The organism is Agrobacterium rubi TR3 = NBRC 13261 (assembly GCF_000739935.1).
Classification (GTDB): domain Bacteria; phylum Pseudomonadota; class Alphaproteobacteria; order Rhizobiales; family Rhizobiaceae; genus Agrobacterium; species Agrobacterium rubi.
Window position 1 is genome coordinate 49,674 of sequence record NZ_BBJU01000030.1, and the last position, 21,001, is coordinate 70,674.

20 protein-coding genes are annotated in these 21,001 nt (G+C 58.3%); 9 read left to right on the forward strand and 11 right to left on the reverse strand.

Annotation, left to right across the window (positions count from 1 at the left end; genetic code table 11):
* The first annotated feature begins 24 nt into the window (after positions 1-24).
* The 8 genes from RRU01S_RS22535 (at position 25) to RRU01S_RS22570 (ending at position 8,475) form a co-directional block, all read left to right on the forward strand.
* Positions 25-1,035, forward strand: a complete 1,011-nt coding sequence (locus RRU01S_RS22535) for an ABC transporter permease (RefSeq protein ID WP_045232474.1) — start codon at positions 25-27, stop codon at positions 1,033-1,035.
* Entirely contained in the window at positions 1,032-1,880 is an 849-nt protein-coding gene (locus tag RRU01S_RS22540) for an ABC transporter permease (RefSeq protein ID WP_045232475.1), read from the forward strand. Before RRU01S_RS22535 ends, RRU01S_RS22540 begins: the two co-directional genes overlap by 4 nt.
* Positions 1,859-3,586 carry a dipeptide ABC transporter ATP-binding protein gene (locus RRU01S_RS22545; protein ID WP_045232476.1) on the forward strand — a complete coding sequence of 576 codons (1,728 nt, stop codon included), beginning with the start codon at positions 1,859-1,861 and terminating at the stop codon, positions 3,584-3,586. Before RRU01S_RS22540 ends, RRU01S_RS22545 begins: the two co-directional genes overlap by 22 nt.
* A gap of 171 nt (positions 3,587-3,757) precedes the next feature.
* On the forward strand, positions 3,758-4,861 hold the full coding sequence (locus RRU01S_RS22550; RefSeq protein ID WP_045232477.1) for an LLM class flavin-dependent oxidoreductase: 1,104 nt from the start codon (positions 3,758-3,760) through the stop codon (positions 4,859-4,861).
* A gap of 103 nt (positions 4,862-4,964) precedes the next feature.
* A complete protein-coding gene (locus RRU01S_RS22555; protein ID WP_045232478.1) occupies positions 4,965-6,143 on the forward strand; it encodes an acyl-CoA dehydrogenase family protein in 1,179 nt (392 codons plus the stop codon).
* 206 nt (positions 6,144-6,349) lie between these two features.
* Complete coding sequence (locus RRU01S_RS22560; RefSeq protein WP_045232479.1) at positions 6,350-6,616, forward strand: DUF1488 family protein; 267 nt, start codon at positions 6,350-6,352, stop codon at positions 6,614-6,616.
* A gap of 291 nt (positions 6,617-6,907) precedes the next feature.
* On the forward strand, positions 6,908-7,279 hold the full coding sequence (locus RRU01S_RS22565; protein WP_065700429.1) for an ArsR/SmtB family transcription factor: 372 nt from the start codon (positions 6,908-6,910) through the stop codon (positions 7,277-7,279).
* Positions 7,280-7,725: 446 nt separating this feature from the next.
* A complete protein-coding gene (locus tag RRU01S_RS22570) occupies positions 7,726-8,475 on the forward strand; it encodes a Crp/Fnr family transcriptional regulator (protein WP_234936211.1) in 750 nt (249 codons plus the stop codon).
* A 110-nt stretch (positions 8,476-8,585) separates the two neighbouring features.
* Here the strand turns inward: RRU01S_RS22570 and RRU01S_RS22575 are convergent, their stop codons facing one another.
* From RRU01S_RS22575 to mdcA, 11 genes are all read right to left on the reverse strand, one after another.
* Positions 8,586-9,221: an outer membrane protein gene (locus tag RRU01S_RS22575; protein WP_045232480.1), complete on the reverse strand. Its 636-nt coding sequence runs from the start codon at positions 9,219-9,221 to the stop codon at positions 8,586-8,588.
* A 305-nt stretch (positions 9,222-9,526) separates the two neighbouring features.
* A complete protein-coding gene (locus RRU01S_RS22580) occupies positions 9,527-9,802 on the reverse strand; it encodes a BON domain-containing protein (protein WP_131367825.1) in 276 nt (91 codons plus the stop codon).
* A 246-nt stretch (positions 9,803-10,048) separates the two neighbouring features.
* Positions 10,049-10,930: a helix-turn-helix transcriptional regulator gene (locus RRU01S_RS22585; protein WP_045232482.1), complete on the reverse strand. Its 882-nt coding sequence runs from the start codon at positions 10,928-10,930 to the stop codon at positions 10,049-10,051.
* 131 nt (positions 10,931-11,061) lie between these two features.
* Positions 11,062-13,212, reverse strand: a complete 2,151-nt coding sequence (locus tag RRU01S_RS22590) for a TonB-dependent siderophore receptor (protein WP_045232483.1) — start codon at positions 13,210-13,212, stop codon at positions 11,062-11,064.
* A 192-nt stretch (positions 13,213-13,404) separates the two neighbouring features.
* Positions 13,405-14,316 carry an ACP S-malonyltransferase gene (locus RRU01S_RS22595; RefSeq protein ID WP_045232484.1) on the reverse strand — a complete coding sequence of 304 codons (912 nt, stop codon included), beginning with the start codon at positions 14,314-14,316 and terminating at the stop codon, positions 13,405-13,407.
* Positions 14,313-15,176, reverse strand: a complete 864-nt coding sequence (gene mdcB, locus RRU01S_RS22600) for a triphosphoribosyl-dephospho-CoA synthase MdcB (RefSeq protein WP_209806579.1) — start codon at positions 15,174-15,176, stop codon at positions 14,313-14,315. The genes RRU01S_RS22595 and mdcB overlap by 4 nt, the downstream gene beginning before the upstream one ends.
* Positions 15,173-15,820, reverse strand: a complete 648-nt coding sequence (mdcG, locus tag RRU01S_RS22605) for a malonate decarboxylase holo-[acyl-carrier-protein] synthase (protein ID WP_165572265.1) — start codon at positions 15,818-15,820, stop codon at positions 15,173-15,175. The genes mdcB and mdcG overlap by 4 nt, the downstream gene beginning before the upstream one ends.
* Entirely contained in the window at positions 15,807-16,520 is a 714-nt protein-coding gene (mdcE, locus tag RRU01S_RS22610) for a biotin-independent malonate decarboxylase subunit gamma (protein WP_045232486.1), read from the reverse strand. The genes mdcG and mdcE overlap by 14 nt, the downstream gene beginning before the upstream one ends.
* Positions 16,517-17,398 carry a biotin-independent malonate decarboxylase subunit beta gene (locus RRU01S_RS22615; protein WP_045232487.1) on the reverse strand — a complete coding sequence of 294 codons (882 nt, stop codon included), beginning with the start codon at positions 17,396-17,398 and terminating at the stop codon, positions 16,517-16,519. The genes mdcE and RRU01S_RS22615 overlap by 4 nt, the downstream gene beginning before the upstream one ends.
* Positions 17,395-17,724 carry a malonate decarboxylase acyl carrier protein gene (mdcC, locus tag RRU01S_RS22620; RefSeq protein ID WP_045232488.1) on the reverse strand — a complete coding sequence of 110 codons (330 nt, stop codon included), beginning with the start codon at positions 17,722-17,724 and terminating at the stop codon, positions 17,395-17,397. The genes RRU01S_RS22615 and mdcC overlap by 4 nt, the downstream gene beginning before the upstream one ends.
* A 10-nt stretch (positions 17,725-17,734) precedes the next feature.
* Positions 17,735-19,366, reverse strand: a complete 1,632-nt coding sequence (mdcA, locus tag RRU01S_RS22625) for a malonate decarboxylase subunit alpha (RefSeq protein ID WP_045232489.1) — start codon at positions 19,364-19,366, stop codon at positions 17,735-17,737.
* 193 nt (positions 19,367-19,559) lie between these two features.
* On the opposite strand from mdcA, the gene RRU01S_RS22630 reads away from it, so the two are divergent.
* Positions 19,560-20,894, forward strand: coding sequence for an SLC13 family permease (locus RRU01S_RS22630; RefSeq protein WP_045232490.1), 1,335 nt, complete (start codon positions 19,560-19,562; stop codon positions 20,892-20,894).
* Positions 20,895-21,001: the final 107 nt, after the last annotated feature.

Genomic DNA, 21,001 nt, shown 5'->3' on the forward strand with positions numbered 1-21,001 from the left:
ACCGCAACCATGTGAGGAGCCGGCATGACCAGTCCCTACCTAACCTACGCCGCCAAACGGCTTGGCCAATCGGTCGTCGTCATCCTGCTGGCCTATGTCTTCACGTTCGTGGTCGTCAGCATTCTGCCTGGCGACCCGATCACCAGCGTCCTGCGCAATCCCCAGAATGGCTTTACCGAACAGGAGATCGCCGAGATCATTTCGGCGCAGGGTCTGGACAGGCCAGTCATCGTGCAACTCTGGAGTTCCTTATCCGGCTTCCTGACGGGTGATCTGGGCATGTCGATGCGCTCCAACCGACCGGTCGTGACGCTGATTGCCGAAGTCCTACCTTCGACCCTCATTCTGGCGGCGGCAGGACTGGCCGTTGCACTGATGCTGGCCATGCTGGTCGCCTATGGCACCCAGATCGTACCGAAACGTTATGGCCAAGACTTGCTGCGGGCATTCCCGTCGCTGTTTCTGTCGGTCCCGAATTTCGTGATCGGCCTCGTGCTCATCCATGTCTTCGGCTTTCAGATCGGCCTCTTCCGCGTCATCAACCCCGATAGCTTCTGGGCAACGCTGTTTGCGGCCATCGCGCTCGGTATCCCCGTCTCAGCACAGATTGCCGAAGTGCTCATCGCCAATCTCGACAAAGAAGCAGAGCAGGAATATGCCGCCGTCGCTCGCAGCCGTGGCCTTGGCCAATTCCGTCTGTTTGCCAAGCACCTTTTGAAACCAGCGTCGCTTCCCGTCGTCACGGTCGTTGCCCTGACCATCGGCGAGTTGCTCGGCGGCTCCCTGATCACCGAGACCGTTTTCGGTCGCACCGGCGTCGGCAGCCTCGTGCAGCGCGCGGTCAGCACGCAGGATCTGCCTGTGCTGCAGGCCATCGTCGCCTTGGGCGCTGTCGTCTTCGTGGTCTTTAATCTCATCGCCGATTTGCTCTACCCCTTGCTCGATCCGCGCGTGAAAATTCTGGGTGGCCGCAAGCGTCGTCCAACCACAGCCGATGAACCCATGCTGGGAACTAGCAAGGCGGTGAACCCATGAGCTATGTTCATCCATCCACAGCTGGCAGCAACAGACGGCTGGATTGGCTTTCGGCATTGCGCGTTCCGCCATCCGTTGCTCTGGCGCTTCTGGCCATCGCCATCGTCATCGCTTGGTCGGTAGCGCCTCAGCTGTTTACGACCCATAGCCCGGTTGCAGGTGTTCCGGCAGACAAGTTCCTGCGCCCGAGCCTTCAGCACTGGTTCGGCACCGATCACCTCGGACGTGATGTCTACGCCCGCGTTGTCTATGGAACGGCGTCCTCCGTCTCGAGCGCCTTCGTGGCCGTCATCATCGGCGTGGTCGCTGGCGGTCTGATCGGGCTTTTGGCGGGCTTCCTCGGCGGCTGGGTCGATGTCGTCGTCGCCCGCCTGGTCGATGTCCTACTGTCCATCCCGAAGTTTCTGTTGGCGGTCATCGTCGTCACTGCCATCGGCTTTGAGACCATCAATGCCGCCATTGCCACGGGCGTTTCAGCGGTCGCGTTCTTTGCCCGTGTTACGCGCTCCGAGGTCATCAAGACCCGGCAGGCCACTTTCGTCGAGGCGTCGTTTCTGCTGGGTGGATCGCGCTGGTACATCCTTTTGCGGCACGTGCTTCCCAATGCGTCACGCTCGGTTCTGCCTCTTGCCGTTTTGCAGTTCGGCGAGTCGATCCTCGTCATCGCAAGCCTTGCCTTCCTGGGTTATGGCGACCCGCCGCCTGCATCCGACTGGGGCCTGCTGATTTCCATAGGCAAGGATTACCTCAAATGGCCCTGGCTGGTTTATGCCCCCGCTTTCGTCACGATCGTAACCGTCCTCTCTGTGAACAGGATCAGCCGATGGCTTCGCAATTCAAACTGAACGAAAACTTTGCGCGTCCCGAATTCAAGGTGCCTGCGCCGCAGCGCGCCACTCCTCTTCTTCAGATCGACAATCTGTCGGTATCTTATGGACGGCAGGAGGTCGTCCACGATGTCGGTTTCGAACTGGGGCGCGGCAAGAGCCTTGCTTTGATCGGTGAATCCGGCTCCGGCAAATCGACCATCGCGCGTGCGGTCTTACGGTTGCTTCCAAGCGCCGCCAAGGCTAGCGGACGTGTCCTGTTCGGCGGGCAGGACATATTGGCGCAATCGGAGCGCGGTTTTCGCCCGCTGCGGGGTCGCCAGATCGGCTTTGTGCCGCAGGACCCGGGCAACGCGCTCAACCCTGTGCGAACGATTGGTGCACAGGCCATGGAAGCGGCAGCCTTGACCGAGGACGTCGATGTCGCCGCCCGCAAGGCGCACATCCTCGAAACATTCGCCCAGGTTGGCCTCGATAATCCGCAGCGCATCTACGAATCCTATCCGCACCAGCTGTCGGGCGGCATGTTGCAGCGCGTGCTGATAGGCCTTGCGGTCCTGCCGCGCCCGGCACTTCTGGTTGCCGACGAGCCGACATCGGCGCTCGACGTGACGATCCAGAAACGGATTCTCGATCTTCTCTCGCGTTTGCAGCAAGACCTGAACATCAGCCTGCTCCTTATCACCCACGATCTGGCGATTGCAGCCGAGCGTGCGGATGCCATCGTCGTGCTCAAGAACGGCGCGGTGCAGGAGGCGGGCAAGACTTCAACGGTGTTTTCGTCGCCATCATCCGCCTATGCCAGAAAGCTGCATGCCGATGTGCCTGCCCTCAATCCCGACCGTTACACGACCTTGCGTGAACGGGGTTTTCATCGCTTGGAAGCAGGCGCTGAAACACCGAAGATCGCCGTCAGCGGCGTTACCAAACGTTTTTCTGTCGATGGCAAGGTTCTGACCGCTGTCGACGACATCTCGTTTGCTGTTCCGACTGGCACCACCCATGCGTTGGTCGGCGAATCCGGCTCCGGCAAGACGACGACGATCCGGCTTTTGATGGGTCTGGAAGAGCCCGACAGCGGCGAGATTTCCGTTGCGGGTGATCAAGTCTCCGGGAAAAGCCATGCGTCGATGCATGCGGTCTGGCGCCATCTTCAGCTGGTCTACCAAAACCCCTTCACCTCACTCGATCCCACGTGGAAAGTCGAACATCTGGTACGCGAGCCGCTTGATCGGTTCAAAATCGGAACACGGAGCGAGCGAACTGAGCGCGTCCGCGAGGCGCTGGACAATGTCGGCCTGACTGCGCATCTGCTGGATCGTAAGCCCGGCGCCTTGTCCGGCGGTCAGCGCCAGCGCGTTGCCATTGCCCGTGCCCTGGTTTTGAAACCCGATGTCATCGTACTGGACGAACCGACCTCGGCACTCGATGTCAGCGTTCAGGCCGACATCGTCGGTGTGCTGCTGTCGCTTCAGGCCAAACTCGGCCTCACCTACATTTTCGTGTCCCACGATCTCGCGCTCGTCCGGCAGCTGGCGCATTCCGTCTCCGTCATGCAGCGCGGCCGCATCGTCGAACATGGTTCTGTCGCTGAGGTTTTCGACAGACCGACACACCCCTACACGGCATCGCTTCTGGGTTCGATCCCATCTGGCATCACGGGAACCATCCACCCTGCCAAACCATCCCCTCCACGGATCGTCCGGCAAGAGCAGATCGCATGACCATCGCGTGCCGACCCGGAGGTTACCGTCTCGTGTCGTCTACCCACCTGCCTGACCTCAGCCTAGGGAATATTTTTTACGGAATTTATAGAAATAGCATGATTTACCTTCCGCGCGTGTCTGCCGCCACATAGGTTTGCTGCACGGACTTACAGCTTAAAGGAGCTTCCCATGACTGCGGAATTCATCAGCGTCAGCTTTCCAAACGAGTCGAACGATCTCAATCCGTTGCCGGATGCTCCTGTCGATCCTCTTTTTCTGGAACGTTATGCACGCGCACTGGACGATTACGGTTTCAACTACACGCTGATCCCCTACTCCTCCTCGTCCTTCGATCCCTTCACCATCGGCGCGACGGTGCTGGCCCATACCAAGCACATCAAGATCATCGTTGCCCTTCGCCCAAACACCGTCTACCCGACGGTCGCGGCAAAATCGCTGGCGACGCTCGATCAGCTCAGCGGCGGCAGGGTCGTGGTCCACTTTATCGCCGGCGGTAGCGACGAAGAGCAGGCGCGCGAAGGTGACTTCCTCAACAAGGAAGAACGCTACGAGCGACAGGAAGAATACATCAAAATCCTGCGCCTCGCCTGGAGCTCGAAAGAACCCTTCGATTTCGACGGCAAATATTACCAGTTCAAGCAGTTCAGAAGTGCCGTGCGTCCAACCAACGGGCTCATTCCGATTTCGCTCGGCGGATCGTCGGATGCCGCCTACCGCATTGGCGGGTCGCTCTGCGATATCTTCGGCCTGTGGGGCGAGCCGCTTGCAGAAACCAAGCAGCAAATCGACCGTATCTATGCGGAAGCCAAGAAAGCCGGACGAACGGACCGCCCGCGCATCTGGGTCACCTTCCGCCCCATCGTTGCCGAAACCGACGAGTTGGCATGGCAAAAAGCCCATGGCATTCTCGATCAGCTGAATGCAAACCGCCAGAAGGGCTTGGCCCGCGCACCCATCAACGCCGCGCCACCGGCCAATGTCGGCTCGCAGCGACTTCTCGATATCGCCAAGCGTGGCGATGTGCATGACCGGGCCCTGTGGTACCCGACGGTGACCGCAACGAATGCCAGCGGCGCAACCACAGCGCTCGTCGGATCGCCACGCACCATCGCCGATTCCATCCTCGACTACATCGATCTGGGTGCCGATCTGATCTCGATCCGTGGCTATGACAATTACAATGATGCGGTTGATTATGGCCGCTACATCCTGCCACTGGTGCGTGAAGGCATTCGCGAACGGGAAGAAGCGCGCAAACAAGCGGCAGCGTGACGCGAAACGGGGCCAGACAGATCTGTCGACACTTACTCTCTCGAAATCTGCCCTTTGCTGGGGAAATTCCAGCGTCCAGACCAGCCAGAAAGCTTTGACACCAATGCCCTATGACGCCGCCCTCCTTGATGAAACCGTGCGCATCGTAGAACAGGCAGCACCCGAGGCGGATCGCACCGGGCAGTTTCCATGGGCGGGTATCCGTGCCGTTCATGCCAGTGGCCTGCTCGAAAGCACGGTAGCGACCCGATATGGCGGCAAGGGCGCGTCACTGGGTGATGTCGCCCATATTCTGGCAGCATTGGGACGGGGTGATCCCTCGGTGGCGCTGATCAGCGCCATGACGATTTTCAATCACCTCGGCCAGGCCACGAAAAGCCATTGGCCTGACGATCTCTACCGTCGCCTGCTGGCGGACAGCAAACAGCGTCCCTTACTTCTCAACGCTGCCCGTGTCGAACCCGAGCTCGGCTCTCCCGCACGCGGCGGCCTGCCTGCGACGATTGCGCGGCGCACGGCCGATGGCTGGTCCATTTCCGGTCGCAAGCGCTTTGTCACGGGCGCGCTAGGCCTCACGCATTTTCTCGTCTGGTCTCATACCGACGAGACGCCCGAGCGGGTGGGAACCTTCGTCGTTCCCAATGGTCACAAGGGCATTCATATCATCGAGAACTGGAACAGCCTTGGCATGCGCGCCACAGGCTCCCACGATGTCGAATATGTCAATGTCGAGATACCTGCCGACCATGTGATCGATCTCGTTGATCCATCCGTAGCTCAGCAGGATAACCGCGCACATGCGGCCTTCAACCTCGCGCTGACGGCGATCTATCTCGGGGCTGCGGAAGCAGCACAGGCTGCCTTTATCCGCTTTGCCCATGAGCGCGTCCCCGCCAATCTGGGTCATCCCATCGCCCGCACCGAGCGCTTTATCACGCTGTCAGGTGAAATCGATCTGCTGGTATCAGGCGCGCGGGAGATCATTTTCAGCGCTCTGGACAATCACAGCAGCGCGGAAAGAATCATACGGGCAAGACTGATGGCCGGTCGTCAGTTGCGGGACGCCGTGCAGATTGCAGTGCGCGGCATCGGTAATCCGGGCTTGAGCGCCGACCTTGGGCTTGAACGCCACTTTCGGGACGTCCAGTCCGTGCTGGTTCATGCGCCGCAGGAAGACACATCCATTGCCATTCTGGGCCGTGAGGCATTTGACCAATGGAACAGGCAAGAAGCGGATCGTGCATGTGCAGAAACGGTTCAAACGGTCCGCAAATCAGCCTGATGCTTCTGCAAAACGCAATGACACCAGCATCTCGACATAGGCTGAAGACTACCTTTCCTTGTAATGTCTGGATTCATGACCACTTATGGTGATGGTGGCAGCTTCACTCCTGGCGTTGTCATTGGGGGATATCGACGTTTCCCCGATGAGGAGAGCAACGTGTATTCCACACCAGCAGCGACATCTCTGAATGGAAGGGCTCAGCAATGAGCATTTCCTTCCCGAACCAGTCCCGCAGTTTCGATGATAGAAACCGTTGCGTCCGTTTTACCGGATATGACGGCATGTTCGAGGTCAAATTCTACGTCGCCACGGAAATCCTGCAGTGTGACAAGCCGCCAAGAGATGCCACCGAGGGTGATTATCTGGCCTGCTTCGACGCCTTGCGACCCAAAATCCTGAAAGCCGCCACCTCGGCCTACGCCAAATCCAGAAGCAATGCGATTACCTTGGATCAGGCAAATTTCCGCTGAAGGTCCGAACAATCGTTGCAGATGCTTAGTACTTGCGGCCATCTGCCTGCATTTTGAGCAGACAGAACAGGTTATTCGTTTCAAAGAGCGCTAGACCTATAAACATTTGTCCGATATCGGACAAATTTACCAAGGCACCTATTGCACCAAAGTGTTGACAGTGTCAAAGTGTCACTTGTTATTGGGGTGAACTGGCGACGAGATTGACGTGTCTCGTGAGCATCCAGGTAGTTCCCCGCTGAAAATGCTGGTTCTGATAGAGAACTTGACGTCTCTCGCTTGGAGTTATCGATGCTAACAACGCTTTCCACGGAGAAAGTCGCGGGTCAGGCAGCAAAGCTGTTGGCCGCAATAGCGAATGCGAGGCGTCTGGTGATTCTGGATATCATCAGCCAGCAGGAGACCTCCGTTGGGTCCCTGGCCGAACAGGTTGGGCTCAGTCAGTCCGCATTGTCCCAACACTTGGCCAAACTTCGCAGTGCCAAACTGGTCAATACCAGACGTGACGCGCAGACGATCTATTACTCCTGCAACTCCGACATCGCCAATCGCCTCCTGGGCACGGTGCATGAAATACTCGGCCTGCCGTTACACTCCGTCATCATCGGCCATTCCGCTCCAGGCACCGACATCAAACGCCAGATAGTGTCGACAACTGCGTAATATCAGTAGCTTTTCACTCTACGCGCTGCTGACCGTCCCCAGTAACAAATACCGGGAAAGGGTTTCCGTCCGACACCGGACACAGAAAACCGGCGTGAGTGAAACAACCACCCAGCCATCATTTTTCTTTCAGCTTCAGGTCGCATAACATTAGAATTATCTAAGTTATGTAACGTGATATCGGAATGCATCGGGAACAGGTGCGAAACAACGGTGGTCGTGTCTGCGCCCTCAGCGTGTTGGAAAAAGATACCGATATAACGCGGTCATCCGATCGAGCGCATATCATACTACCACCATCATCCCCAAATTTGGCCGATGAAGTCCGGTAGCGGACATCCCGAAAACCCACCTTGCATGCTGACTCCGGGGTGGCCATACATTAGCCACGCAAGGAGCTTACGAGCAACACATCGTTCGCAACGTCTGGCGCGAACGGCTAGGAGATGATCATTGCTCTTGCCCTCACTGAGGTTGAGAGAATGACCCAATTGCTGCAAACTGCGATTCGCAACAAACTTCTCTCGGCGTTGAGTCCCTTTGATTTTGCTCGTCTTTCTCCGCACCTTGAACCTGTGACGCTTCCGCGGCTCTACGAGCTGGCATCCCCCGGCTTGATCGCCAATTACTGCTATTTCCTGGAAACGGGCATCGGATCGATCGTGGCCGAGGCGCATAACGGCCGCAAGGCCGAGATCGGCATGTTCGGCCGCGAAGGCATGTCGCCGACGTCCCTGGTTCTGCACGCGCCGTCTGCGCCGTTCTCGACCTTCATGCAGATTGCCGGACACGGATACAGACTTCAGAGTATTCAACTGTCCCACGCGCTGGAAGAAAGCTTCAGCCTTCGAACGCTGCTGCTGCGGTTTGCGCAGGTGATGACCGTGCAGGCCTCCTTCACCGCGCTTTCGAATGCCACCGACCGGATAGAGCAGCGCCTCGCTCGATGGCTGTTGATGTGCCACGACAGGTCCGATGGTCAACCGATTGCGCTGACCCACGCCTTTGTTTCCGACATGCTGGCCGTGCGCCGACAAAGTATAACGACCGCCTTGCATGTGTTGGAAGGTAACCACCTGATTTCCGCCGAGCGCAACCAGATCACAATCGAAGACAGACACGGGCTGGAGGAGTTCGCCGGTGCCGCTTACGGTCCGGCTGAAGACACCTATCGTCGTCTCATCGGTGCGTTCTAACCGGGGAAAACTTCGCGTGGCTTCGATATGGGGCGTCAAAGACGGAGCAGGCCATTGCAGACCATCTTGCGATAAGGCGGCGGCCTGAGGCCGCCGCCTTATTTCAGGCATTAGAAGCGATAGTTGACGCCACCCTTGACGACATGGTCGCTGAGGTCTGTGTGGGATGCGGTGCCATTGGCAAAGGTACGGACATCATCCGTTGCGACATAGTTGTACTCGACCTTTGCGGAAACCTGAGGCGTGAAGCGGTGCTCGGCACCGGCGCCCAGCAAATAGCCTTCCTTCATGCCATCAGGACCAGTCACGCCATTGCCGTCGCGCAGGCTCGTTACAGTCAAACCGGCGGTGCCATAGACCAATGTGTTGTCTTCGACCTTGTAGCCAGCTTTCGCCTTTGCAGCGGCGCGCCAGCGCTCCTTGATGGACCCATCCGGCACCTTCATTTCAGCGTCACCCAGATGCGTGGCTTCGACTTCACCACCAACCACGACGGAACCGAGGTCGTAGTCGTAACCGGCCTGTGCGCCGAGCGCCAAGCCCTTGCCGCTTCTGAACGGGTTGATGTGTGGCATCGCTGCGCCGAGGTGACCACCGACATAGGCGCCTGTCCAAGACGAGCTGGCAGGCGCGTCATTGTAAGCGGGCGGTGCCTCATAGGATGTCGTCAGATCGGCCGACAATGCCGAAGACGCTGCCAGGCAAGCGAATGAAACGACTGCGAGTGATTTTAGGGTTTTCGACATAAACTTTACTCCACACCTTATCCCGTCGAGTGGGCTCGAAGGGGCCATTGAATTTCTAAGCGGACCATCTGTGCCGCTCGTCTGTTTGCGGTCTCGCCTAACAATGGCACCAAGATAAGGTCAGTTGCCCTAATTCATTCAAAATTGACTAAAACTTTAACCGTATAGATAACAAAGAGTTAACAGCAGTGGGCGGGGTGTGGATCGAAGCTGAGCGCGGGCTTAAGGCGCGCTACAAATTCACACAAAAAAGCAGACGATGTGGAAATCCACACGTCTGCTATCTGTTTTCAATTGGTTTCCGGTTAAGCGCGCAAACCGCGCTCGAGGCTGAGGCGAAGAATGACCTTGTCGGCACCGGCAATGTCGTTAGCTATATTGAGGGTGCGATAGAAATCGCGCTCGGTCTCCACAACGCCCGTTACGAGAACGCACTGTCCCTCAGCCTGGACGGAAATGTCACGACCGGAGTAATTCGGAAGGTAGCGAAGCTCCGCTTCGATCGCCGCGCAGCGCGCAACGCAGCTGCTGCCAAAACCAAAACTGAAGCTGTTGCTGTCATACGCACTGCTTAAAAACATGGCTCGCTCCATCCGAACATGAACATAGGATGAATAAGTGGTCATTTAAGGTTCATGTTCCAATCGGGCCTGTCGAATTTTACGATTTGTGCAAGAAAGCTACCGAACGTGGTAAAAAAAGTCGATAACGCACCTTTTAAGTGCTCCGAAAGGCGTCGAATGCTGTGAAATCGCGATCTTTTGCCAGAACTAAACATATCGACCAAGCTCACTGACTGTCCCACTGGGACGCCAAAGTCGAACCGTTCATTTTCGATTTCGCTGCCAGACCGAGGGCGTAACACCCACGATTTTCCGAAAGACGCGGGAAAAATGGGCCTGATCCGAAAAGCCCGTCGTCATTGCGATCTGCGTCAACGGCATGTCGGTTTCGACGAGCAACACTTTCACGCGTTCCATTCTGGCCTGCATCTGCCACTGGTGGGGCGGCACACCGGTGGAGGCCTTGAAAGCATGGCTGAAATGGGATTGCGACAGGTTCGTCAACTCTGCCAGTTCCTGAAGCCGAATGGCACGCAAGCAATGTTCGCGAATGTAATCGGTGGACGCTCTCAACTGCCAGGCGGCCAGCTTGCTGCGTTTTTTCAGCGCTGGCTGCCTTACTTTCAGAAAATCCGTCAGAAGCGCAAGAACGAGGCTTTCACCATAAAGATTGTGCAATGGGTCAGGATTGTCGCACTCGGTGGCAATAAGGCTCGCCAGCGACAACAGACGCTCGTCATGAAACATCAGGCGGGGATTGAGCAGGGCATCATCATCCAGATCCTGCATCAGGCGTTTGCTCAAAGCCGCCGCATCGAAATGAAGATCGAGATGGCGGACGAACTGCACGCCGCGCAATTGTGCCCAGATATCGACATCCGCTGGCACAAAGGAAATACGTTCCACATCGGCCAGCGCCCTTGTATGGCGCTGGCGTTCGTCAATCAGAAAACGGCTGTCCTGATCCCCGCGCATATCGAGCATGAAAACGAAACGAGGGTCTTTGCCGACATAATGCCCGCCGGCACTGGGCGCGCATGTCACATCCCACAGGTCGGCAACGACACCATTCCAGGCACGTGATCGCGGCCCTCCGATGACGGAAAAGCCGCTGATCTCATTGTCCATGCGGGGTCGAAAGGCCATCCAAACATCCGGAAGAACGGGACGCAAACAGCGCCCCAAACATGAATTCGATATTCATGTTTTACACCAAAGCCTCAAAAGCCGCAACGCCCTCTCAAGCAGCGGATAGCACTGCTTGAGATATGCGGAAATTACCACTTCTTGGACAGCTTGAAGGTAATGGTTCTCTGGTCGCCATAACCGCAAACGTTGATGCCTTGGCAGCCTTTGACATATTCCTTATCGAAGAGGTTCGCGACGTTGACCGAGGCCGTCCAGTCGTTCTTCTCATAGCGGATTGCCGCATCGATGACGGCAGCAGATGGAACCTTGAACTCGTTCAACTGATCCGCATACGACCGGCCCTGATAACGCACGCCAGCACCGACGCTGAGGCCCTCCATGCCTTCATTGGTAAAGGCATAGTCCAACCACAGAGATGCGGTCTGGTTGGGTACGATCCATGGCGATTTGCCGATGAGAACTGCATTGTCGTCACGCGTGACTTCCATGTCCGTGTAGGAGTAAGACGCCAGCGCCTTCCAGTTCTCGTTGAGGTTAACTTTCGTTTCCAGTTCCACGCCCTTCGATCTGACCTCACCGAACTGAGCGTTGCTGACCACACCGCCAGAGGTTTGCGATACGATTGCGTTCTGTTTGACGATATCGAACACGGATGCCGTGATCGAGCCGTCAAAGAAGGTTGGCTCGTATTTGACACCCGCTTCATATTGATGGCCTTCTTCCGGTTCCGCAGGCGTCCCACCCGGCAACGTCGCGATCAAAGGATTGAAGAAGGTCGCAGCGGAGACATACGGCGTCAGGCCATTATCGAACTCGTAAGCCAGACCGGCACGGCCGCTAAGCGCAGAATCATCGGATTTGCTGGACGCTCCGATCCGATTGTCGACATCCGTATTCACATAATCATAGCGACCGTTCAGCGTCACGAGCCAGCCACCACCGAACCGGATTTGATCTTGCGTGTAGAGACCGATCTGCTGCTGCGTCACAACTTCATCGGCGTAAGGCGAGCCGATGGTGAAGCCACCACCATATTGCGGGTTGAGAACATCGAGCGGGGTCGCACCACCCGCAGCCTGCACCCGATCCAGCTCATAACGCTTGTAGTCCAGTCCAAACAGCAAGGAATGATCCAGCGCTCCGGTCTGAAACTCTTTTTCCGCGCGGGTATCGATATTGAAGCTGTCGACCTTCGAGGTCTCTTCCGACGAGAATCGGTTCAGAACATAAGGGTCGGCAAGACTGGCCCAACCGTTACCGAATGCGCCGATCTCGTGCTTGTAGAGATGTCCATAGCGTGCGTTCTGGCTCAGTTTCCAACCGCTATCGAACTCGTGGCTGACTTCGTAGCCGATCATCGACTGGTAAGTGCGTCCCTCGTCGAGATCGGGCTCGCTGACAAAGAGATCACGATTGATCTTGCCGAATGGCGCGTTCGTAACCGTACCTTGATAGGGCAGGAACCCATTGCTGACATGCGTCTGGTCTAGCGCGGAGAAATAACCGTAGACTGTCGCCGATGTCTGCGCGTCGGGTTCGAACGTGATCTGCGGCATGATGAAGCCACGCAGATCATCGGAATAATCAGAATAATTATCGCCACCGGACACCCTGCCCGTCACGCGATATTTCCACATTCCTTCGTCATCGACCTTGTCACCCAGATCGAAACCTAAAAACGCGTTGCCGAAATTGTTGATACCGATCTCGGTCTCGCGCACGGGCGTATCCTGCGGGCGCTTGCTGATCAGCTGCACGATGCCGCCTGGGTTTGCGCCGCCATAAAGAACGGACGCCGGGCCTTTGAGAACCTCGACACGCTCAAGCCCATAGGCGTTCATCTGAAAAGCGCCGAAACCGTAACCAAAGAGATTGAGGCCATCAAGGAAAACGCCCGTCTGGGTCGCTTCGAAACCACGAATATAGAACCAGTCCGTATCGGCATCCACGCCGAAAGGTTCGGTGTTGACGCCTGGCGTGTAGCGAAGGACCTCGTCGATTTTGGTGACGGCGCCACGATCATTCATTTCCTGGCGCCCGACGACGGAGACAGACTGGGGAATATCCTTCACCGGCGTATCGGTTTTGGAGCCTGTGCCCGTTTTCTTCGCCACATAGCCATCCACGGGTCCGGTGGCGCTATCGCCCCCCTGCCCCTGAACGACGATCGGCTCCAACACGGTCGCGCCAGCGGCGTTCTGTGCCTGCGCGGCGATGGGCGTGATCAATGCCAGAAACGCAGTCCCCATCGACAGGCGGGAGACGATTGCTCGATTCATTTTTTTCAAGATATGCCCCAAATATCCGGGCAGCACGGTCCAATCCCCAGACGCGCCACCACCTCTAAACTAAGATGAGCATCTACATCAAGTTTAAGCGTCTATGCTTGTCGGATTCGGGTAAGGCTTGAAGATTCTTGGCCTCGTGCAAGGTTTTGTTAAGCGCTGTTGCACGCAAACCCCGCGCGACGCTCAAGCCTCTTTGCGGGAAACCCACTGCGCAGCCGCATCGATGGATTTGAACTCGATCATCGAGCGTGATGAGACTGATGGCAGCCGGTCTCTCGCCATGGAAGACAGGTCCCCCCCGGGCAGCAGTTCCAGTAGCGTCGTGCAGCCGACTTCCTTCAGGCTTTCCATGCAGCCCTGCCAGTCGATACGGGTTTCCAGCTGCGCCGAAAGCCGCCGGATCGCCATATCGCGAGAGCGCACAGACACGCCATCGATACCCGCCAGAACCGGGGCAGTCGGGTTTTTGAAGTCCGTCTCTTCCAGCGCACGTGCGAAAGCGACAACGGCGGAATGCATTAGCGGCGTATGGGATGCGACCTTGACTGGCAGACGCGTGACATGGGCACCGTGCCGCTCAGCATCCGTTGTCGCCAATGCAATCTTATCGACCGGACCAGCGACCACGAAGCGGTCTTCGCCATTGCAGATGGCGATGTGAACAGCATTGCTGGTGCAGATTGGGGCGAGCGTTGTCTCGCGCAGGCCACGGATGGCGATCATTCCTGTCGGTTCAGGATAAGCCGCATCCATCAACTTGGCCCTCAGGCTGGCGAGCCGAATGAGGTCTCTGGCATTGATCGAACCGGCACAGCCATAGGCCGCCAGTTCACCGATGCTGTAGCCGGCGAAATAGGACGGTTCCGGGATAGCGTGTCTGATCGTGTGGAACGCGGCAAGTTCGACAGCGCAGATAACCGGTTGGGCGATGGCGTTCTCATGAAGCCGCCCCTCACTCAGGATATCATCGATCGTGGCCCCCATGACCTCCCGAAAGGCGTCGAAGACGAGTGCCGCCTCCGGCGCGTCTCGCAAACGATCGATCATATCCGGTGCCTGCGCACTCTGGCCGGGGCAGAGAATGCCGAGCGTCATGGCGACGCTTCCAGATAGTGCAGGAAGATCGTGCAGGAGAGCAAATCTGCCGCACCGCCGGGCGAAATCCGGCGTGCGCAAAAGGCGTGGTGGAGATCCGTGGCCGTTGCCAGATGATCGGCCGCGAACACGCCACCAGCCGATAGAAACGTCCGTGCTTGCCCCTGCACATAATCCAGGCCATCGCGGCCTGTGCGGTGCAGAATGTTGGTATCGTTGAGGACGGACATAATGGCGAAGAAGGTTTGTAGCGCTGCCGAGTTGCGGCTGGCGCCGAGCGCCAATGCATCCCGAAAAGCCGGCAGCGCCACGTCGCGGAGAACCGCATAACCACCCGCCGCCTGCTGTCGCGCGCCATCACCGCCGTGCCTTGCCAGGGCGCGTGAGCCATTGGAGTCGATTGGCTCGCTGGCCAGAATGTCCACACCCCACCGTTTGGACACAGTGGTGCAGATGGCCTTGGCATCTACCGGCAGATGGTTGGATGCACGATAACCGGCAGCGGCTGCCAGCAGCCCCAGATTGAAGATCGCGCCACGATGGGTGTTGATCCCACCCGTCGCCGCCATCATCCGCCGCTCGGCGTCGATGCCGAGTTTCTGAAGGGCCGCGAAATCGCTCATCCTGCCACCAGCCGTCGCAATCTGCGGGAAATAGCTTCTGAGCGAAAACAGGCTGCGCATGAAGGTCGCCATCGTCATGTCGTCATGCGCGCCGTTGTCGACAGGGCTGACGAGACCGGGCTTGGGGTAGAGAGCGAGTTCGGTGTAGAGCGCACGGATCGCCAGCCTGCCGATGGTTCGGCTGATGTCATGACGGATAGCCTGCGGCTCTATGATGGAGGATAGCATCATCCTCATGCCGCCATCCCTGCATGGTTCATCAGTTTTGCGAGCGATACCAGTTGCGGCCCGCCATGCTGCTTCACCAGGATATGGCCGGGCTGTGCGGCATATTCGCGAAGATTGACGCCCGCGCCATCAGACAGCACCAGTTCGCCATCCAGACGCGGCACGCTTTCAATATCCAGAAGCACGCGGATGGCCGCAAGAATGTCGATCTCCGCAGGCGCGGAAACCAGAAGGTCCAAATCGGAGGTTGGCCGCAAATGGCTTTCGCCGGACACATAAGACCATGCCAGCGACCCGAACACGGACAGGGAAAGCCTGTGCTGTTGGGCCACTTTCAAAATTATATCGATGCTTGCCCGCCATTCCGACGGTGCGCAGCCCGCGGCGGCGTCAAGCGTCACCGGTGGCAGAAGCGTGTCGATGGCATCCAGTGGCACCCGAAGCCCGTATCGCTGCTTTTGCGGCGTGGAAAGCCCAAGGCGCACGGTCGTCCGCGCATCACCGGTGGCGGATGATGCGACCACCAGCGGACGCCCGGCATCGATCCATTCGGGAAGAATGTCTCCCCCCGCCATGGAGCACGCGGCAAGCTCCGCATGGTCACGCCATGACGGTTTGAGTGTTACGAAACGATGCCTGTCAGGCCGCGTCATGCCGCACCCGTTGAGACACCGAACGCGCCAGCGTGCGGCCGTTTCGCTGTTCGCCATAGTCGCGGCGGGCATCGACATTTGCGTCTGGCCGCTCCTCAAGCGCCTTCACCAATGCAACGGCCAGATCGCCATCCCAGGTTTCACGCACCGCACCCATCGCCACATAATTAGCAACGCCCGGCGCAAAGACGGCGCTATCCATTGACAATTCCTCCAGCCGCTCGACCGGAATTTTCGTCACACGCGACATGGCGGGCAGGTTCATCACCCGCACCTCGGCCTCCGGCAGCGCATAACACGCATCCGCCAGCAGACTTGAGGACAGGAAACCGGCACTGACCGCCTCACCATAGACAAGCCCGATGATGCGATGTCCGCGCCTGCGCGCCACATCGAGGCATTTCGCCAGATGGGCAATATAGCCGTTGAGACCCAGCAGCTCGTCGCGGCGGGCCATCTTCTGCCCGGCGGTATCCACCAAAAGCAGGATCGGGCTTCCCGGCCGCTCCTTCATGATGCGGATGACCTCAGCGGCCATGCGCATGGCGAGATCGATGCCGATATGCGCCTTTTCTCGCGTGCCGATGATTGAGACCAGATCAGGACCGGCCTTCGCCGTGCCCGCAAAGAACAGTCCTTCGGAGGTGATCTCATGTCCTTTCGGAAACAGTTTGTCGAACAGTGCTTCAGGCGTGATCATGCGCTCCTCCTCCCATCGACGGCATAGTGGAACTCATCCGTCGTCATCAGCGGAATCTGCTCTACATCGGCGATATCCAGCGCCGACCAGATGTCGGTGGCGTCCTGCACGCCGCCGAACCGCGTCAGGCGTGCCACGAGATCGGCATGTTCCGCCTCGATGGCATTGAGATCGAGCGCTTTTGCCTCGCCGAGAAGGGCGATCGCAGCCTCCCGGAATGCAGCCATGTCGTCTGATACCAGACCGTCGGTTTCGCCGAGAATATAGCGGTTCTTGCCGCCCACGGTGCGCCAGACCAGCGCCCTGTCGGAGGCGTCGAATTCCTCGACACCCATCGTCGTCTCAATCACTTCAGGGCCTGATAGACCAAGGCGACCTTCCTCAGACATGACAATGGACGAGCAGAGCCGTGAGGCAATCCCCATACCGCCGAACACGCCGTAGCGCCCGCCATCCAGCACGATGACCGGAACGCCAGCGGCTCTGAGATTGAGGATCGCCCGCATGATTTCAGACACGGCGATCAGCCCGGCATTGGCCTCGTGCAACCGGACGCCACCGGATTCCAGCAACAGCAGAACTGCACTCGGCTTCTCATCCAGCGCGCGCTCCAAGAGGCCGGTGATCTTGGCGCCATGCACCTCGCCCACTGCGCCGCCCATGAAGGCACCTTCCTGCGCCGCAATGAGCACCGCCTTACCATCGAGTGTGGCTTTGCCAACGGCCACGCCATCATCGAAGGCGGCGGGAGAGCCCAGAACGCGCAGATGCGGACTGGTGACCCGGTCCTGCGGCGGCAGAAGCTCGATGAAACTGCCCGGGTCGATCAGACCGTCGATCCGCTCGCGGGCGGTTGCCTCATACCAGCTGCTGCTCATGATCTCGCCTCGCCGCTTTTGCCGGAATAGGCCTGAAGCGCCTGATCCAGCCGCAGGGCCACAACGGCTGGCGTGGCACCTGCATCGTTGATCGACACCTTCACGTCGCCGATTTTCCAGCGTTCAAAGACATCGGACAGCACCGCCTGCCAGATCGTGCCAAAACCGACCGCCGCTGTCTCCACCTCAACCCGTGTTTTTCCGGAGAGATCGCAAGCCTCGACAAGAACCTCCAGATTGCCGGATCCGAGGACGCCGGACAGAATGGGCTGGTTGCGCGCCGCAAGGGCAACGCCACCCGAAAACTCGAATTCCAGTTTTTCCATGGTCTGATCCTCACCAGTTCCTGAACCGTGCTGGCGGCCGGTAAAGGCCTCCCGAAGTACGGACGAGATCTTTCATCGATTTGGCCGCCAGCAGATCGCGGGTGGCCAGCGAGACATCGACGCCCAGATCGGCAGGCCGCTTGATGATGCCACGGTCCCGCAGATTTTCCACCATGCGCTTGTCGCGACCAAGGCCGACAGCTGTATAACCCGCCACGCCGCGAATGGCTTGCTCGCGTTCTTCCGGGGTGCGGCAGAGCAGCAGATTGGCGATGCCTTCCTCGGTCAGAACATGAGTTACGTCATCGCCATAGATCATCACCGGTGGCAGATCGAGGCCGGCGGATTCGGCCAGTTGCCAGGCATCCAGTTTTTCCACGAAGGCCGGCGCCATATGTTCGCGGAAGGTTTCCACCATCTGCACCACCAGCTTGCGGCCGCGCGGCATGGAGCCAATCGAGGCTTCCTGCCCCGCCTTCAGCCAGGCGTCGGAACCATGTCGCCGTCCTCTGGCATCCGACCCCATGTTTGGCGCACCACCGAAACCGGCGATACGGCCAAGCGTGGCCGTCGAACTGTTGCCGTCCAGCTCGATCTGCAAGGTCGAGCCGATAAACATATCGCAGGCATAAAGACCAGCGGTCTGGCTCAGCGCCCGGTTGGAGCGCATGGAGCCGTCGCGACCGGTGAAGAACACGTCCGAGCGGGCGCGGATATAGTCTTCCATGCCAAGTTCAGAGCCGAAGGAGTGAACGCTTTCGACAAAGCCCGCTTCGATGGCCGGGATCAACGCGGGATGCGGGTTGAGCGCCCAGTGTGTGGCGATCTTGCCTTTGAGGCCGAGACTTTCGGCGTAAGTTGGCAGGATCAGCTCGATGGCCGCCGTATCGAAGCCGATGCCGTGGTTGAGGCGCTTCACCCCATATTCGGCATAGATGCCCTTGATGGCCATCATCGCCATCAGCACCTGTATCTCGGAGATTTGCGCTGGATCGCGGGTAAACAGCGGCTCGATATAATGGGGCTTGGGGCTCTGGACGACAAAATCCACCCAGTCTGTCGGAATATCGACGCGCGGCAGAACGTCCACGATCTCGTTGACCTGCGCAATGACGATACCCTGCCGGAACGCCGTCGATTCGACGATCACAGGCGTGTCTTCGGTATTGCCGCCCGTGTAGAGATTGCCCGCCCGGTCGGCAGCCTGCGCGCAGACGAGGCTGATGCGTGGTGTCAGGTCCGTGAAATATCGGCCGAACAATTCGAGATAGGTGTGGATCGCGCCGATTTTCAGCTGCCCTGCGCTCAGCATCCGGGCCAGACGCGCCGCCTGTGGCCCTGAAAACGAGAAGTCGAGCTTGGAGGCGATGCCTTTTTCGAACACATCCAGATGCTCCGGCAAAGCCAGCACGGATTGAACGATGTGCAGGTCGTGAACCAGTTGTGGATTCACATTCGCCAGAGCTTTTGCCAGAAAATCGGCCTGTTTCTGGTTGTTGCCTTCGATGCACAGCCGGTCACCCGGTTCTATCACCGCTTCCAAAAGCGCGGTGATGGCATCTGCTTTGACCACTTTGCCGTCTGCAAGCGGCGATGCTCGCTCCAATCGGCTGGCGCGGTTTGTCGCAAGTTTATTCCACATGAATGCGTCTCCACTGCATTTGCGGCCATATGTATTCCTAAGACGAAATTATATCAACGTATAAATTCATTATTGCGTATTGCAATTTTTTGCGCATACATAAGCGTAAGGGTTGTGCGGGGACGCCGCATGCGCTGGTAACGGCATGAGGGTGCCGCTTCCACTTGACCCCGGCTTTTTGGGAGGAGCTGTCATGTCATCAGAAGTGATTACAATACTGGGCTTGGCCGTCATGTTCATCGTGGCGACGGCCTTGCCGATCAATATGGGCGCCTTGGGTTTTGCGCTTTCGTTCATCATCGGCACGCTCGTCGTGGGCATGAGCGTCAAACAGATTTTCGAAGGATTTCCGGGCGACCTTTTCGTCACGCTCGTCGGTATCACCTATCTTTTCGCCATCGCACAGAACAATGGCACGGTGGACTGGTTGGTTCAGGCCTGCGTTCGCGCCGTCAGGGGCAAAATATCGGCCATTCCATGGGTCATGTTCTTCGTCTCGGCCCTGTTGACCGCCATCGGTGCCGTCAGCCCTGCCGCCGTTGCCATCATCGCGCCGATCGCCCTGCGTTTTTCGGCCAAATACGGCATCAATCCATTGCTCATGGGCATCATGGTCATTCATGGCGCGCAAGGCGGCGGCTTTTCGCCCATCAGCATTTATGGCGGCATCACCAATCAGGTGGTTCAGCGTGCGGGCCTGCCGGGAGACGAAACGGTTCTCTTCCTCGCCAGCCTCGGCTTCAACCTGCTGATCGCCATCGGTGCCTTCCTCGTTCTGGGCAGAAAATCGAAATCGGCCGCTGTCGCCAATGGCGCGGGCAATGTCTTCATGCCCGGCGTGTCGGTGGATGTGCGCGGCAGTGGCGGTCATATGGCCGTCGATCCGCGCCAGCGTGAGACGGAACTGACCGAAGTCACCACCACAGGCAAGCTCGATCTCGAGCAGGCCCTGACGCTGGCGGGTCTTGCGGCTCTCGCCATTCTGTCTCTGGCATTCAGCCTCAATGTCGGTCTGGTGGCCATGTGCGTTGCCGTCGTGCTGGCGCTGGTTTGCCCACGCGGCCAGAAGGGTGCTGTCGACAAGATTGCATGGTCCACGGTGCTGCTGATTGCGGGTGTGATCACATATGTGGGCGTGCTCGAAAAATCCGGTGCGATCTCCTTCGTCGGCAATGGTGTTTCCGCACTCGCCATGCCGCTCATTGCAGCCCTGCTGCTGTGCTATATCGGCGGTATCGTCTCGGCCTTTGCCTCCTCCGTCGGCGTCATGGGTGCCATGATTCCGCTGGCAGTGCCCATGCTGATGCAGGGTGAAATCGGCACGCCGGGCATGATTGCAGCGCTGGCCATTTCCGCGACCATCGTTGATGTCTCGCCCTTCTCGACAAACGGTGCGCTTGTCGTGGCCAATGCCCAGAATGTTGATCAAACGAAGTTCTTCAAGACGCTGCTGTACTACAGCGCATTGGTCGTCGTTGCAGGCCCACTTCTCGCATGGCTCGTCTTCGTGGCTCCCGGCTGGCTTTAATGCCAGCCTGGAACACCCAACCGTCAGTCTTCGTCAACAGTAAAAGCTGAAGGCACACAATGTCCCAGAACATCTACCCGGTTTCCAAATCCAGCAAGAAGCACACG